Genomic DNA, 14,781 nt, shown 5'->3' with positions numbered 1-14,781 from the left:
GGGGACGACGATGAAGCGACTGGTGCTGTGCTGCGACGGGACGTGGAGCCATGCGGTGAACCCGCAGGTGTCCAACATCGAGAAGCTCGCGCGGTCCGTGCTGCGCTCCGGAGGGAGCGCTGATCCGGACGTCGAGCAGATCGTCGGCTACGTGGCGGGCGTCGGTGCCCGCGGCTACCTGGTCGACCAGCTGCTGGGCGGCGCCTTCGGCTACGGGTTCACCCGCAACGTGGTGGACGGCTACCGATTCCTGGCCATGAACTACGAGCCCGGTGACGAGATCGTCGTCCTCGGCTACTCCCGCGGGGCGTACACGGCGCGCAGCGTCGTGGGGATGCTGTCGCAGGTGGGCCTGCTGACCGTGGAGGCCCAGGACGCCGGGCTGCTGTGCGAGGCGGAGCGCGTCTACCGCCTCAAGCCGCCGACGGCGCGCCGCGTCGCGAGGGCGGAACGCACCGTGGCCCGCACCAGGCCCGGCTCGTGGCGGCGCCGGCGGGCGGAGACCGTGCTGCGGCAGGGCGACGAGGTCCGGGCGGAGAAGAAGGCGTTCCGCGCGGAGCACGGGATCGAGGTCCCGGTCCGCTTCCTGGGCGTCTTCGACACGGTCGGCGCGCTCGGGGTCCCCGGGCCGTCGCGACGCAAGAACCGCTTCCACGACGTCTCCCTCGCGCCCGCCGTGCAGACCGCCCGGCAGGCGCTCGCGATCGACGAGCGTCGCCTGACCTTCGCGCCGTGCCTGTGGTCCGTGCCCGACGACGACCCGTCCGGCCGCGTGGAGCAGGTGTGGTTCCCCGGCACCCACGGCGACGTGGGCGGCGGCGGCTCGCGCTGCGGCCTGTCCGACCTCGCGCTGCAGTGGATGGCCGCCGAGATGCGCGCCGTGGGCGTGCAGTTCGACGAGCACCGTCTCGCGCGTCAGCTCACCCCGCGCGCCGCCCTGGTCCTGGACCAGGCGCCGCCGTGGCCGTTCCGCATCCTCAACGTGGCCACCCGCGTGCGTCCGCGGTACGCGACGGTCGACGGCCGCCTCGTGTTCCGCCGCGGCCTGCGGGTCCTCGCGCTGCCGGTGGCCTCGTCCCCGGCGGAGCTCGCGGCCGGCGCCACGGGGCACGACGTCGTCCCGGCGGAGGTCGTCGGGGCGTGGCGCGACGGCGTGCGCCTCGCGGACACCGTGCTGCGGCACGTCCTGCGCGACGGCTACGCCGCCCTGGCCCCGAACCTCGGCTGGTGGATCACCGAGGCCGGGGGAGTGGAGCGCGTCCCCGTCGAGCGGGTCGACGCCGCCCGCGGCGACCTGCGCCCGTTCGTCGTGCCGGGCGACGACGTCATCGGACCGGTGCGAAGTCCTCGAGCGCTGCCGGCGGGTCGGTGAGGTCGGGGTCCTTCGCGAGGTAGGCCCTCGTCTCCCGCGCGATCAGTCCGGACAGCAGGAGCAGCCCGACGAGGTTCGGCAGCGCCATGAGCCCGTTGAGGACGTCGGCGACGCCCCACACGAGGTCCAGCTCCCAGACCGCGCCCACGAGGCACACGAGCGTGAAGATCGCGCGGTACGGCAGCGACACCCTGATGCCGAAGAGCGAGGTGGCGCACCTCTCGCCGTAGTACGCCCACCCGATCACCGTGGAGAGCGCGAAGAACACGACGGCGATCGCGACCACGGCGCCGCCGAACTGCGCGAGCGGGCCGGACGACATCGCCGTCGACGTCATCGCCGCGCCCTCCTCGCCCGACGTCCACGCGCCGGACGTGATGATGACGAGGCCGGTGAACGACACGACGACGATCGTGTCGATGAAGGTCTGCGTCATGGACACCAGGCCCTGGCGCACCGGGTGGTGCGTCTTCGCCGCGGCGGCGACGATCGCGGCCGAGCCCAGGCCCGACTCGTTGGAGAACAGGCCGCGCGCGACGCCGAACTGCAGTGCGAGGGCGACGGTCGAGCCGACGAAGCCGCCCGTGGCCGCCGTCCCGGTGAACGCGTCGGTGAACACGAGCGCGAGGGCGTCGGGGATGGCGGTGACGTTCGCGCCGAGCACCAGGAGCCCGGCCAGGATGTAGAAGAGGATCATCGTCGGCACGAACGACGCGGTGACCGCGCCGATCCGCTTGATGCCGCCGAGGAGGACGACGCCCACGAAGAGCACGATGACGATGCCCGTCGCCAGCGGCGGGACGCCGAACGTGTCGTCGAGGGACTGCGCGATCGTGTTGGTCTGCGTCATGTTGCCGATCCCGAACGCGGCGAGCGCGGCGAAGACGGCGAACGCGACGGCGAGGATCGTGCCCAGCGGCCCGCGGATGCCCCGCTTGAGGTACTCCTGGGGCCCGCCGCGCTGCTCGCCCTTCTCGTCGACGACGCGGAACTTCGAGCCGAGGAACGCCTCGGAGTACTTGGACGCCATGCCCAGCAGGCCGGTGACCCACATCCAGAACAGGGCGCCGGGGCCGCCGATGCCGATGGCGGTCGCGACGCCGGCGATGTTGCCGACGCCGACCGTGGCGGCGAGCGCGGTGGTCAGCGCCTGGTAGTGCGAGATGTCGCCCTCGCCGTCCCCGTCGCCCGCCGAGGCCTCCTTGCGCTGGAGCAGCCCGAGGCGCAGTGCGGGCCCGAGCTTGCGGAACTGCAGCCCCTTGAGCCGGATCGTGAGGTACAGGCCCGTGCCCAGCAACAACGGGATCAGGAGGAAGGGGCCCCAGACGAAGGAGCTGGCTGCCGCGATGAAGTCAGCGAAAGAATCCACGCCGCGCACCGTAACCCGTTGCCGTCGTCATCCGTCGAGGGGCCACGGCGCGTGTCGCCGGTCGGGCGAAGCCCGACACGTCGCAGCTGGTCAGGAGTCGTAGGCGTCCTTGACGACGAGCACCGGGACCGGGGCGTCTAGCAGCACCCGCTGCGTCGTCGTGCCGACGAGGAAGGTGCCCGCGTTGGAGCGCTTGCGGGAGCCGAGGACGACGAGCGTCGCGCCGGACGCCTCGGCGGCGTCGAGGATCGCGTCCGCGGGCTCGGTGCCGGAGGGCCGGCGGGTGACCGGCAGGACCTCGACGCTCTCGCCCGCCTCGGCGAGGATGCCGTCGAGAGGGTCGCCCTCGACGGGGTCGTCCGACCGGGCGAGGTGGACCACGTGCAGCGGCAGCCCGCGCCGGGTCGCCTCCGCGATCGCCGTCCGGACGGCCGCCTCACCGTGGGGCGACGGGTTGTAGGCCACGAGCACCGTCATGCGCACACTCTCGCACACGGAGGGAACCTCGCGCCGGTCCGACCCGTTGACCTCACCAGCCGACGAAGGAGCAGCGCATCATGCAGTGCCCCCACGACCAGTCCGTCCTCGTGATGTCCGAGCGCAAGGGCATCGAGATCGACTACTGCCCGCAGTGCCGGGGCGTGTGGCTCGACCGGGGTGAGCTCGACAAGATCATCGAACGATCCCTCGAGTCGGAGATCGCCGCCGAGGCGCGCGGGCCCGTGCCGCCCGCGCCGGCCTCCCCGGGGCCGCCCTACCCGGCGTCGTACGACGAGCGCCGCTACGACGACAAGCGCTACGACGACCGTCGCTATGACGACAAGAGGTACGACGACAAGAGGTACGACGACCGCGGGTACGACCCCCGCTACCGCAAGCGCAAGAAGAAGGACTCGTTCCTCGGGGACCTGTTCGACTTCTGACGGGCCCGAAGCCCGCGTCGGCGGGTGCGTCAGGCGGCGGCGAGCTGCTCGCGCACCTGCCGCTTGGCGCGGGTGAGCATGCCCGCCATGCCGTTGAGACGCAGGGGGCTGACCGCGCGGGTGAGCCCGATCATCAGCGGGAAGTCGTCGGGCACGTCCAGGACCTGCTGGGCCGAGAGGCCGGACAGCCCCTGGGCCAGGATCGACGCGAACCCGCGCGTGGTGGGTGCCTCCTGCGGGGCGGTCGCGTAGAAGTGCACGACGTCGCCGTCGACCTCCGCGAACGCGCGCACGGGGGACTGGCACTCCTCGACCGCCTCGAGCAGGCCGGGCGCGCTCTCGTACCGCGGGGGCAGCCCCGGCAGCTCGCGGGAGAACTCGAGCAGCAGCTGCAGCCGATCGCGCTCGGGCAGGGCGAGGAACTCCTCGCGGATCTCGGCGAGCGGTTCGGGCAGGGTGGCGGCGTCGGTCATGGCTCCAGTCTCTCTCGGTGCGGGTCGGTGCCGCCGCGGGCGACGTAGTCCGAGATGGCGCGAGGTAGTCCCGATCTCGCCGAGGTAGTGGACCAGACCACTACCTCGGCGAGATCGGGACTACCTCGGCGGGACGTGAACGACCTCGGCGCAGGTCAGGCGGCCTGCTGCTGCTTCACGCTCGCGGGGACCTCGCCCGGCTCGGCGCCCGCGACGATCGGCACGCGCACGGCGTTGCCCCACTCGGTCCAGGAGCCGTCGTAGTTGCGGACGTCGTCGATGCCGAGCAGGTAGCGCAGCGCGAACCACGTGTGGCTGGAGCGCTCGCCGATGCGGCAGTACGTGATCACGGAGTCGCCCGCCGTGAGGCCGAGGCCGCCCTCCTGGTAGATCGCCTCGAGCTCGGCGCGCGGCTTGTAGGTGCCGTCCTCGGCGACCGCGGTGGCCCAGGGGACGTTGCGCGCCGACGGGATGTGGCCGCCGCGCAGCACGCCCTCCTCCGGGTAGTCCGGGATGTGCAGGCGCTCGCCGGAGAACTCCTGCGGGGAGCGGATGTCGACCAGCGGCCCGTTGCCCAGGTGGGCGAGCACGTCCTCCTTGAAGGCGCGGAACGTGGCGTCGTCGCGCTCGACGACGGGGTAGGTGCCGCGGGCGGGGGACGGCACGTCGGTGGTGAGGTCGCGCCCCTCGGCCACCCACAGGTTGCGTCCGCCGTCGAGCAGGCGGACGTCCTCGTGGCCGAACAGCGTGAAGACCCACGCGGTGTACGCGGCCCACCAGTTGTTTTTGTCGCCGTACAGCACGATCGTCGTGTCGCGGGAGATGCCGCGGCTCGCGAGCAGGTCGGCGAAGCCGGCGCCGTCGAGGTAGTCGCGCTCGACGGGCTGCAGCAGGTCGGTGTGCCAGTCGATCTTCACGGACCCGGGGATGTGGCCGGTCTCGTAGAGGAGCACGTCCTCGTCGGACTCCACGACCACCAGGCCCGGGGTGTCGAGGTTCTCGGCGAGCCACGACGTCGTCACGAGGCGCTCGGGGTGCGCGTACTCGGCGAGGCGCGGCGTCGGGTCGGTGGGTGCGGGCATGGGTTCCTCCATCTGTGCGGCGCGGGGCGCGCCGGGCGCGGCGGGTCGTGGCCACTCGGGTTCGTGGACACTCTAGGAACAGGCGGACCTGCCGCGACAGTCCGTGTCCATCATGTGGGACCACGATGCGAGACGGCGTTCATCGCGACGAAACGCCCGCGATACGGAAATGTGATTCCGAAATTCTTGTGGTGCCCGTCACCGAGTGCTAGCGTCGCGGATGCCTAAGGCGGGCCCGGGCCGCGCGGACGTCGACGTCGACTCCCGCACGGTGATCGACGAGATCGATCCGACACCGGCAGCTATCTACCAGGCGGCATGAAGGACAACTCGCCTGCAGCGACCCGCCGAGCGCCCGGTCTCCACCGGGACCTCGAGGGGCCGACGGACCCGAGCACCCGGGGGCCGCTGCCCGAACCGTGGAGACTCACCATGGACCGCAATGCCGTGATCAACCAGTCAGTCCGCACGGCCGTTCCCGTGGACGCAGCACACCTCGAGAAGGCCGTCTCCCTCGCCGTCGACAGCGTGGCGAACGCGGGCGGCCCCTTCGGAGCCGTCGTCGTCACCCGTGACGGCCGCGTCATCGAGGGCAACAACCGCGTCACCCAGGACAACGACCCCACCGCGCACGCGGAGGTCACCGCCATCCGGCGGGCCTGCGCCGAGCTCGGCACGTTCGACCTGTCGGGGGCCGTCCTCTACTCGAGCTGCGAGCCCTGCCCGATGTGCCTCGCGTCCGCCCTCTGGGCGCGCGTGGACGCCGTCTACTTCGCTGCCGACCGCCACGACGCGGCCGCCGCCGGGTTCGACGACGCCGTGTTCTACGACTTCTTCGCCGCGACACCCGAGACCCGGGCCGCCGGCGGGGTGATGACCGTGCGCCACGAGCGCACGGGCAGCGCCGTCGCGCCGTTCGACGCGTGGCGTGTCCTCGAGACCCGCATCGACTACTGACGCGCTGGCCGGAGAGGACACAAGGACGTGACCATCCTGGGAACCCGGCGGGACACCGCCGAGAACGACAAGACGCCCTCCACCGGCGCCCGCCGAGGCGTGCTGGAACGGCTGTTCAAGATCACCGAACGAGGCTCCACCACGGGACGCGAGATCCGTGGCGGGCTGGTGACCTTCTTCGCGATGGCGTACATCGTCATCCTCAACCCCCTGATCCTCGGCGGCACCAGCGCCGGGAACGCCCCCACCGACGTCGCGGGCGGGTGGCTCGCGACGGCCCAGGTGGGTGCCGTCACCGGCCTCGCAGCGGGCGTGCTGACCATCTTGTTCGGCCTCGTCGCGAACCTGCCGTTCGCGCTCGCGGCCGGGCTGGGGATCAACTCGTTCCTCGCCGTGGCCGTGGTCGGCGACGTCACCTGGCCCGAGGCCATGGGCCTCGTGCTCATCAACGGCCTGCTCATCGTGCTGCTCGCCGCGACGGGCGCGCGGTCGGCGATCTTCAACGCCGTCCCGCGGCAGCTCAAGGCGGCCATCACGGTCGGCATCGGGCTGTTCATCGCCTTCATCGGCTTCGTCGACGCCGGCTTCGTCACCCCCACCGAGGGCGGCCCGCCGGTACAGCTCGGCGACGGCGGCTCGATCACCACCGTCCCGACGATGATCTTCGTCTTCGGCCTGCTGCTCATGGGGATCCTCGTGTCCCGCGGGGTCAAGGGTGGGCTGCTCATCGGCCTGGTCGGGACCACGATCGTGGCGATCGTCGTCGAGGCGGTGCTCCAGCTCGGGCCCGCGAGCGACGACAACCCGGGCGGTTGGCACCTGTCGGTGCCCGCGCTGCCGGACTCGCTGGTCTCCGTGCCCGACCTGTCCCTGCTGGGGCAGTTCAGCTTCGGCGCCTTCGACCGCATCGGGGCGCTCGCCGCCACGATGCTCGTGTTCACGCTGTTCTTCACGAACTTCTTCGACGCGATGGGCACGATGACGGGCCTGGCCAAGCAGGGCGGGCTCGCCGACAAGGACGGGAACTTCCCGAAGATCAAGTCGGCGCTCGTCGTCGAGGGCGTGGGCGCCGTCGTGGGCGGCGCGTCGTCGTCGTCGTCGAACACCGTGTTCGTCGACTCGGCGGCGGGCGTCGGCGAGGGGGCGCGCACCGGCCTGGCGTCGGTCGTGACGGGTGGCCTGTTCCTGGTCGCCATGTTCCTCACGCCGCTGACCGCCGTCGTGCCGATCGAGGTCGCCAGCGGCGCCCTCGTGGTGGTCGGCGCGATGATGATGAGGGAGATCAAGGAGATCGACCTGGGCGACTTCTCCGTCGCCCTGCCGGTGTTCCTCACGGTCGTGACGATGCCGCTGACGTACTCCATCGCCAACGGGATCGGGATCGGCTTCATCACGTGGGTGCTGCTGCGCTTCGCCTGCGGTCGGTCGCGCGACGTGCACCCGCTGCTGTGGGTGGTCGCCGCGGGCTTCCTCGTGTACTTCGTGCGCGGCCCGCTCTCGGCGGCGCTCGGCGCCTGACGGCAACGTCGGTCGGGCCTGCCGCGACCCGGCAGGCCCGACCGACGGGGAGGGACCCCAGATGCTCACCCTGGCTGACCAGCTGGCCGAGTGGCTCGAGCCCGGCGCGCAGCCGTTCGCCGTCGCGACGGTGGTCGGCGCGTCCGGCTCGGTGCCGCGGCCCGTCGGCACCGCGATGGCCGTGCGCGCCGACGGCGCCGTCGTCGGCAGCCTCTCCGGCGGCTGCGTGGAGGCGGCCGTGCACGCGGCCGCGCTCGACGCGATCGCCGTCGGCGAGTGCCACCGCGAGACCTTCGGCTACTCCGACGACGACGCGTTCGCCGTCGGGCTCACCTGCGGCGGCAGCCTCGAGGTGCACGTGCAGCCCGTGCGGCCGGGCGACCCGGACGACCCCGCCGCCGTCGCGCTCGCCCGCCTCGTCACCGCCGACGTCGGAGCCCCCGCCGCCCTCGTGCGGCGCCTCGACGTCGCGCGCCCCACCGCCGTGCTCCTCCCTGACCTGTCGGACAACCCGTTGCGCGGGCTGGTGGACGACGGCGCGCTGCCCGCGGTGTCCGCACAGGTCGCGGCCGTGCTGCGCGCGGGCGGGGCCGCCACCGTGCACGCCGCCCCCGGCGTTCCCGCCGGCGCGTGCGACGACGGCGCCCCGGAGGAGCCCGTCACGCTGCTCGTGGAGACCCGGCTGGCGCCGCCGCGGTTCGTGGTGGTGGGTGCCAACGACTTCGCCGGCGCGCTCGTGCGCGCCGTGCACCTGCTCGGGTACCGCGTGACGCTCGTCGACGCCCGCGAAGTGTTCGCCGCGCCGCGCCGGTTCCCGCAGGCGGACGAGGTGGTCGTGGACTGGCCGGACCGGTACCTCGCCGCCGAGGCCGCCGCCGGCCGGCTCGACGCCCGCACCGCCGTCGCGGTCCTCACCCACGACGTGAAGTTCGACGTCCCGACGCTGCGGCTCGCGCTCGGGCTCCCGCTCGCGTACGTGGGCGCGATGGGCTCGCGCCGCTCGCACGCGCAGCGGGTGCAGGCCCTCCGCGACGAGGGCGTGACCCCCGACCGGCTGGCCCGGCTGCGCTCGCCGATCGGCCTCGACCTCGGAGCCGTGACGCCGGAGGAGGTGGCCGTGTCGGTCGTCGCCGAGCTCGTCGCGGTCCGCTACGGCCGCGACGCGCCCGTCCCCCTGAGCCGCACCGACGGGCCGCTGCACGCGGCCACCGGCACGACCCCTGGCACGACCTCGGGCACCACCCCCAGCACCACCCGAACCAAGGAGCACCCCCGGTGGACATGAACACCGTCACCGACCTGGTCCCCACCGCCGACCCCGCCGACTGGCGCGAGGGCGACGCGTGGCTGGCCGGCGGCACCGTCCTGTTCTCGTACGGCAGCCAGACGCTACGCCGCCTGCTGGACGTCACGACCGCCGGCTGGCCCGCGCTCACCGTGACCGACGAGGGGCTGGAGATCGCCGCGACCTGCACCGTCGCCGAGCTCTACGCCTTCCCGGAGGCCGCCGCGTCGGAACCGGTGCGCGACGCGTGGCGCGCGCTCGACCTCGTGCGCCCGTGCTGCGACGCGTTCGTCGCGTCGTTCAAGATCTGGAACACCTCGACCGTCGGCGGCAACGTCGCGACGTCGCTGCCCGCGGGCCCGATGACGTCGCTCACCGCGGCGCTCGACGGCGTCGCCGAGGTGTGGGGGCCTGGCGGCGCCCGGCGCACGCAGCCCGTGGCGGAGCTCGTCACCGGCGAGATGCGCAACACCCTCGCCCCGGGCGAGCTGCTGCGCGCGATCCGGCTCGCGGCCGCGGCGCTCCGCGCCCGCACCGCCTACCGGCGGTTGTCGCTGTCGAACCTCGGACGCTCCGGGGTGCTGCTGATCGGGCGCCTCGACGCGCCCGCCGACGGCGGCGAGCTGGTGATCACCGTGACCGCGTCGACCCGTCGGCCGGTGCAGCTGCGGTTCCCCGACGGCGCGCACCCCGACGCCGCCGGGCTGGCCGCCGCGATCGACGCCGCGATCCCGTTCGACCTCTACCACGACGACATCCACGGCCTGCCCGAGTGGCGCCGCGACATGACCTACCGGCTCGCGGAGGAGATCCGCGCCGAGCTGACCGACGGAGGCCGGCGATGACCGACGCGACCACCCGCCCCACGACTCTCGCCCCGGGCGCCTCCCTCGTGCTCCGGGTGGACGGCCGCGACGTGGACGCCGTGCCGCGAGCCGGCCAGTGCCTGCGCACGTTCCTGCGCGAGCAGGGCTCGCTCGGCGTCAAGAAGGGGTGCGACGGCGGCGACTGCGGCGCGTGCACCGTGCACGTCGACGGGGTCCCCGTGCACAGCTGCGTGTACCCCGCGCGGCGTGCCGCCGGGCGCGACGTCACGACGATCGGGGGCCTCGCCGCCACGGCCGAGGAGCCGACGGCGGACGGGCTGCACCCCGTGCAGCAGCAGTTCCACGACGCGCAGGGCTTCCAGTGCGGCTTCTGCACCGCCGGCATGATCATGACGGCGGCGACCTTCGACGACGAGCAGCGCGCGAACCTGCCCCGCAACCTCAAGGGCAACCTGTGCCGGTGCACCGGGTACCGGGCGATCGAGGACGCGGTGCGGGGGACGGAGAACGCCGAGACGACCGGCGGCTGTGGCACGGCGTTCGGCACCTCGGAGCCCGCCCCCGCGAGCCGCGGCGTGGTCACCGGCCGGGTGCGCTACACGCTCGACGTCGACCCGGAGGCGTACCCGGGGCTGCTGCACCTCAAGCTGGCGAGGTCGCCGCACGCGCACGCACGGATCCTGTCGATCGACACCTCCGACGCGCTCGCCGTGCCCGGGGTCCGCGCGGTGCTCTCGCACGAGGACGCGCCCGCCGCCCGGTTCAGCACGGCCCAGCACGAGCTGTGGACGGACGACCCCGACGACACCCGCGTCCTCGACGACGTGGTCCGGTACGTCGGGCAGCGCGTGGCCGCCGTCGTCGCCGACTCGGTGGCCGCGGCGGAGGAGGGCGTGCGCCGGCTGCGGGTGGAGTACGAGGTGCTGCCCGCGCTGATCGACCCCGAGCAGGCGATGGTCCCCGGCGCGCCGCTCGTGCACCCCGACCTGGACGCCGCGGCGGCGCGGGTCTCGCGTCCGGAGGCGAACGTCGTCGCGGAGCTGCACTCCGAGCTCGGTGACGTCGAGGCGGGCCTCGCGGAGGCCGACGTCGTGCACGAGGCCACCTACCGCACGCAGCGGGTGCAGAACGCGGCGCTCGAGACGCACGCGGCGATCGCGTCGTTCGACGACGACGGCCGGCTCGTGGTGCGGTCCTCGACCCAGGTGCCCTTCCTCGCGCGGCGCCATCTCGCGCGTGTGCTGGACCTGCCCATGGACCGCGTGCGCGTGGTGTGCGAGCGCGTGGGCGGCGGGTTCGGCGGCAAGCAGGAGGTGCTGGTCGAGGACGTCGCGGGGCTCGCGGCACTGCGGCTCGGCCGGCCGGTGCAGCTCGAGCTCACGCGCACCGACACGTTCGTCGGCACGACGACCCGGCACCCGTTCCGCATCAAGGTGCGGGCGGGTGCCCGCCGCGACGGCACGCTGACCGCGCTGCACCTCGACGTGCTGAGCAACACCGGCGCGTACGGCAACCACGGGCCGGGCGTGATGTTCCACGGCTGCGGCGAGTCGATCGCCGTCTACCGGTGCGCGAACAAGAAGGTCGACGCGCACTGCGTCTACACGCACACGCTGCCCGCGGGCGCGTTCCGCGGGTACGGCCTGAGCCAGATGATCTTCGCCGTCGAGTCCGCGATGGACGAGCTGGCCCGGCAGCTCGGCCTGGACCCGCTCGAGCTGCGGCGGCGCAACGTCGTGCACCCGGGCGTGCCGATGCTGTCCACCGCGCCCGAGCCCGAGGAGGACGTGCTGTACGGCAGCTACGGCCTCGACCAGTGCATCGAGCTGGCCGACGACGCGCTGGCCCGCGGCCGGGCGCGCGACGTCGCGGCGTACGGCGCCGACCCCGCGGACGCGACGCGACCCTGGCTGGGCGACGACTGGGGCGTCGGCGAGGGCACCGCGCTGTCCATGATCGACACCGTGCCGCCGCGCGGGCACGTGGCGCACGCCCGCACCCGGCTGCGCCCGGACGGCGTGGTCGAGGCCGAGGTCGGCACCGCCGAGTTCGGCAACGGCACCACGACGGTGCACGCCCAGCTCGTGGCCAGCGCGCTCGGGCAGCGGGCCGCCGACGTCGTCGTCAAGCAGTCCGACACGGATCTCGTGGAGCACGACACCGGCGCCTTCGGGTCCACCGGCACCGTGGTGGCGGGCAAGGCGTCGCTCGCGGCGGCCACGGAGCTGGCGGAGCGGGTGCGCGTGGTGGCGTCGTCCCTCACCGGGACGGCGCCGGCCGGCTGCCGCCTGGTGCCCGGCGGCGTCGAGCACGCGGGCGGGGCCGTCGTGCCGCTCGCCGAGGTGGCGCGCCACGCGCGGGCCGCGGGCGTGCGGCTCGAGGCCGAGGGCCGCTGGGGCGGCACGCCCCGGTCGGTCGCGTTCAACGTGCACGGCTTCCGCGTGGCCGTGCACCGCGGCACCGGCGAGATCCGCATCCTGCAGAGCGTCCAGGCCGCCGACGCCGGCGAGGTCGTCAACCCCCGGCAGTGCCGCGGCCAGGTCGAGGGCGGCATCGCGCAGGCCCTCGGCGCCGCGCTGTACGAGGACGTCGTGATCGACGACGCCGGCCGCGTCACGACCGACATCTTCCGCCAGTACCACCTGCCCACCTTCGCGGACGTGCCCCGCAGCGAGGTGTACTTCGCCGAGACGTCGGACTCCACCGGGCCGATGGGGGCGAAGTCGATGAGCGAGAGCCCGTTCAACCCCGTCGCGCCCGCGCTCGCCAACGCGCTGCGCGCCGCCACGGGCGTGCGGTTCACCGAGCTGCCGCTCTCGCGCGACAAGGTCTACCTGGGCATGAAGGCCGCCGCGACGTCCTGAAGCGCCCACGACGTTTCCAGGTCGGGTCAGGCGAGCAGGTCGAGGTCGGCCTCGGTGTCGACGTCGCGGCCGTCGCCGGGGTGGACGACGACGTCGATCAGGTCGGCGTGCGCGCGGAGGAACGCGCGGGCCCCGGCGTCCCCGACGGCGCCGGCCGCGGCCGGGCCGGCGTGCGCGGCGTCCAGCACGAGCGGGTGGGCCCAGCGCGGCCGGCCGCCCTCGGGCGCCGGCGCGCCGGCCCATCGCGAGGCGGTGACCCGGCCGGGGCGGTGCGTCGCGAGCAGGCGCGCGACGTCCTCGGGCGTGACGCCGGGCTGGTCCACGTGCGCGACGACGACGCGCGCCGGAGCCTCGCCGTCGCGCGGTTCCAGGGCCGCCGCGACGCCCGCCCGCAGCGACGACGCCATGCCCGTGGCCCAGTCGTCGTTGACGACCACGCGGGCGGCGTGGAGATCGGTCGCGGCCGCGACCCGCGGAGCCCCGGCGCCGATCACGACGACGACCTGGTCGCAGCCGCCGTCGGCCAGCACGCCTGCGACGTGCTCCACGAGCGGCCGACCGCCGTGGGGGAGGAGCGCCTTCGGTCCGCGCCCCAGGCGGGTGCCCGCGCCCGCGGCGAGCAGCACGGCGACGGTGCGACCCGTCACGAGACCTCGCGCCGCGCGTCGTAGCGCTGCTGGGCGGCGCTGACCTCGTCGACCGAGCCCTCGAGGACGTCGAGCAGGCCCACGAGCCGGTCGGCGACGCGGCGGCCGAGGTCGGTGAGCGAGTACTCGACGTGCGGCGGGATGGTGGTGCGCACCTCGCGGGCGACCATGCCGTCGCGCTCGAGCGCCTGGAGGGTCTGGGCGAGCATCTTCTCGCTCACCCCGTCGATGCGGCGGCGCAGCGCGTTGAACCTCACGGCTCCGTCGCGCAGCCCGGCCACCGTGAGCACGCCCCATCGCCCGGTGACCGCCTCCAGCGCCTGGCGCGAGGTGCACCCGCGCGAGAACACGTCGGCGATCATCGCGTCCGTCGGGCCGGCGTCGACGGGGTCGACCGGGGCGATGGCGGGGGAGTCAGGGGTCACCCGGACAGGATACGGCGCGCTCCGCACGCAGGCACTGTGACGAGCGCCGCACATGCATCCAGTTGGCACTAACGAAAAGTAAGTGCATGCTGGGCGAGGCGGTCCGGTCGACGGGCCGGCCGCGAGCCCGACCTGAGCCTGCACCCGAAGGAGCATCACCATGACCATCGCCGTCACCGGCACCAGCGGCCACCTGGGCCGCCTCGTCGTCGAGTCCCTCCTCGCCCGCGGCGCCGCGCCCGCGGACGTCGTCGCCCTCGCCCGCTCGACGGCGAAGGTCGCGGACCTCGCGCAGCGCGGCGTCGTCGTCCGCGAGGCCGACTACGACCGCCCGGAGACGCTCGCCCCCGCCCTCGACGGCGTCGAGGTGCTGGTGCTCGTCTCCGGCTCCGCCGTCGGCCAGCGGGTCCGCCAGCACGGCGCCGTGATCGACGCGGCCAAGGGCGCCGGCGTCCGCCGCGTCGTCTACACGAGCGCCCCGCACGCCGACACCTCGCCGCTGATCCTCGCGCCGGAGCACAAGGCGACCGAGGAGCTGCTCGCGGCGTCCGGCCTGACCACGACGGTGCTGCGCAACGGCTGGTACACCGAGAACTACCTGCCCGACGTCGAGCGGGCCCGGGAGACCGGGGAGATCGTCGCCTCGGTCGGGGACGGCCGCGTCGCGAGCGCGAGCCGTGCCGACTACGCCGAGGCCGCGGCCGTCGTCGCGCTCGCCACCGACGGTGCGCACGACGACGCCGTCCACGAGCTCACCGGCGACGTCGCGTGGGACTTCGACGAGCTCGCCCGCACCGTCACGGAGCTGCTCGGCCGTCCCGTGACCTACCGTTCGGTCGAGCCCGAGGAGCAGCGCGAGGCGCTGCTCGCCGCCGGTCTCGACGAGGGCACGGCCGGATTCCTCGTCGCGCTGGACGCCGACACCCGCGCCGGGCTGCTGGCGGAGACGACGGGCGTGCTCGCCGGGCTGATCGGCCGCCCCACCACGCCGTTGGCCGACGGCCTCCGCAAGGGCTTGAAGGGCTGAGCGCCACCGCCG

At 74.0% G+C, this 14,781-nt stretch carries 14 protein-coding genes; 8 read left to right on the top strand and 6 right to left on the bottom strand.

Going from position 1 to position 14,781, the window contains the following annotated elements; translation table 11 throughout:
- Positions 1–10 precede the first annotated feature (10 nt).
- The gene (locus tag ACQP6G_RS02630; protein WP_429762616.1) at positions 11–1,372 is read left to right on the top strand and encodes a DUF2235 domain-containing protein; all 1,362 of its coding nucleotides are present in this window, start codon (positions 11–13) and stop codon (positions 1,370–1,372) included.
- Here the strand turns inward: ACQP6G_RS02630 and ACQP6G_RS02625 are convergent.
- Complete coding sequence (locus tag ACQP6G_RS02625; protein ID WP_429762614.1) at positions 1,326–2,741, bottom strand: alanine/glycine:cation symporter family protein; 1,416 nt, start codon at positions 2,739–2,741, stop codon at positions 1,326–1,328. The two genes, ACQP6G_RS02630 and ACQP6G_RS02625, sit on opposite strands and share 47 nt — an antisense overlap.
- Before the next feature lie 90 nt (positions 2,742–2,831).
- Entirely contained in the window at positions 2,832–3,218 is a 387-nt protein-coding gene (locus tag ACQP6G_RS02620) for a universal stress protein (RefSeq protein WP_429762613.1), read from the bottom strand.
- A gap of 80 nt (positions 3,219–3,298) precedes the next feature.
- Between ACQP6G_RS02620 and ACQP6G_RS02615 the strand changes: the two genes are divergently transcribed.
- Positions 3,299–3,664, top strand: coding sequence for a TFIIB-type zinc ribbon-containing protein (locus ACQP6G_RS02615; RefSeq protein ID WP_429762612.1), 366 nt, complete (start codon positions 3,299–3,301; stop codon positions 3,662–3,664).
- Between the two features lie 29 nt (positions 3,665–3,693).
- Here the strand turns inward: ACQP6G_RS02615 and ACQP6G_RS02610 are convergent, their stop codons facing one another.
- The gene (locus ACQP6G_RS02610; protein ID WP_429762611.1) at positions 3,694–4,137 is read right to left on the bottom strand and encodes a SufE family protein; all 444 of its coding nucleotides are present in this window, start codon (positions 4,135–4,137) and stop codon (positions 3,694–3,696) included.
- Between the two features lie 155 nt (positions 4,138–4,292).
- The gene (locus ACQP6G_RS02605) at positions 4,293–5,219 is read right to left on the bottom strand and encodes a sulfurtransferase (protein ID WP_429762610.1); all 927 of its coding nucleotides are present in this window, start codon (positions 5,217–5,219) and stop codon (positions 4,293–4,295) included.
- A 432-nt stretch (positions 5,220–5,651) separates the two neighbouring features.
- Here ACQP6G_RS02605 and ACQP6G_RS02600 point away from each other — a divergent pair, with 432 nt between their 5' ends.
- The 5 genes from ACQP6G_RS02600 to ACQP6G_RS02580 all read left to right on the top strand — a co-directional run bounded on the left by ACQP6G_RS02600 (position 5,652) and on the right by ACQP6G_RS02580 (position 12,670).
- Positions 5,652–6,176 carry a nucleoside deaminase gene (locus ACQP6G_RS02600; protein ID WP_429762609.1) on the top strand — a complete coding sequence of 175 codons (525 nt, stop codon included), beginning with the start codon at positions 5,652–5,654 and terminating at the stop codon, positions 6,174–6,176.
- Between the two features lie 27 nt (positions 6,177–6,203).
- Positions 6,204–7,694, top strand: coding sequence for an NCS2 family permease (locus ACQP6G_RS02595; protein ID WP_429762608.1), 1,491 nt, complete (start codon positions 6,204–6,206; stop codon positions 7,692–7,694).
- 61 nt (positions 7,695–7,755) lie between these two features.
- Positions 7,756–8,979 (top strand): XdhC family protein, encoded by a 1,224-nt coding sequence (locus tag ACQP6G_RS02590; protein WP_429762607.1) that lies wholly within the window; start codon positions 7,756–7,758, stop codon positions 8,977–8,979.
- The gene (locus tag ACQP6G_RS02585; protein WP_429762606.1) at positions 8,970–9,824 is read left to right on the top strand and encodes an FAD binding domain-containing protein; all 855 of its coding nucleotides are present in this window, start codon (positions 8,970–8,972) and stop codon (positions 9,822–9,824) included. Before ACQP6G_RS02590 ends, ACQP6G_RS02585 begins: the two co-directional genes overlap by 10 nt.
- Entirely contained in the window at positions 9,821–12,670 is a 2,850-nt protein-coding gene (locus ACQP6G_RS02580) for a molybdopterin-dependent oxidoreductase (RefSeq protein WP_429762605.1), read from the top strand. The genes ACQP6G_RS02585 and ACQP6G_RS02580 overlap by 4 nt, the downstream gene beginning before the upstream one ends.
- Positions 12,671–12,696: 26 nt before the next feature.
- Here ACQP6G_RS02580 and ACQP6G_RS02575 read toward each other — a convergent pair whose 3' ends face one another.
- On the bottom strand, positions 12,697–13,317 hold the full coding sequence (locus ACQP6G_RS02575) for a nucleotidyltransferase family protein (protein WP_429762604.1): 621 nt from the start codon (positions 13,315–13,317) through the stop codon (positions 12,697–12,699).
- A complete protein-coding gene (locus ACQP6G_RS02570; RefSeq protein ID WP_429762602.1) occupies positions 13,314–13,742 on the bottom strand; it encodes a winged helix-turn-helix transcriptional regulator in 429 nt (142 codons plus the stop codon). Before ACQP6G_RS02570 ends, ACQP6G_RS02575 begins: the two co-directional genes overlap by 4 nt.
- A gap of 160 nt (positions 13,743–13,902) precedes the next feature.
- Between ACQP6G_RS02570 and ACQP6G_RS02565 the strand changes: the two genes are divergently transcribed.
- Entirely contained in the window at positions 13,903–14,769 is an 867-nt protein-coding gene (locus ACQP6G_RS02565) for an SDR family oxidoreductase (RefSeq protein WP_429762601.1), read from the top strand.
- Positions 14,770–14,781: the final 12 nt, after the last annotated feature.

The organism is Isoptericola nanjingensis, assembly GCF_050311635.1.
Classification (GTDB): domain Bacteria; phylum Actinomycetota; class Actinomycetes; order Actinomycetales; family Cellulomonadaceae; genus Isoptericola; species Isoptericola nanjingensis.
The sequence above is the reverse complement of the archived record's forward strand: the minus strand, read 5'-3'. Positions and strand labels throughout refer to the sequence as shown.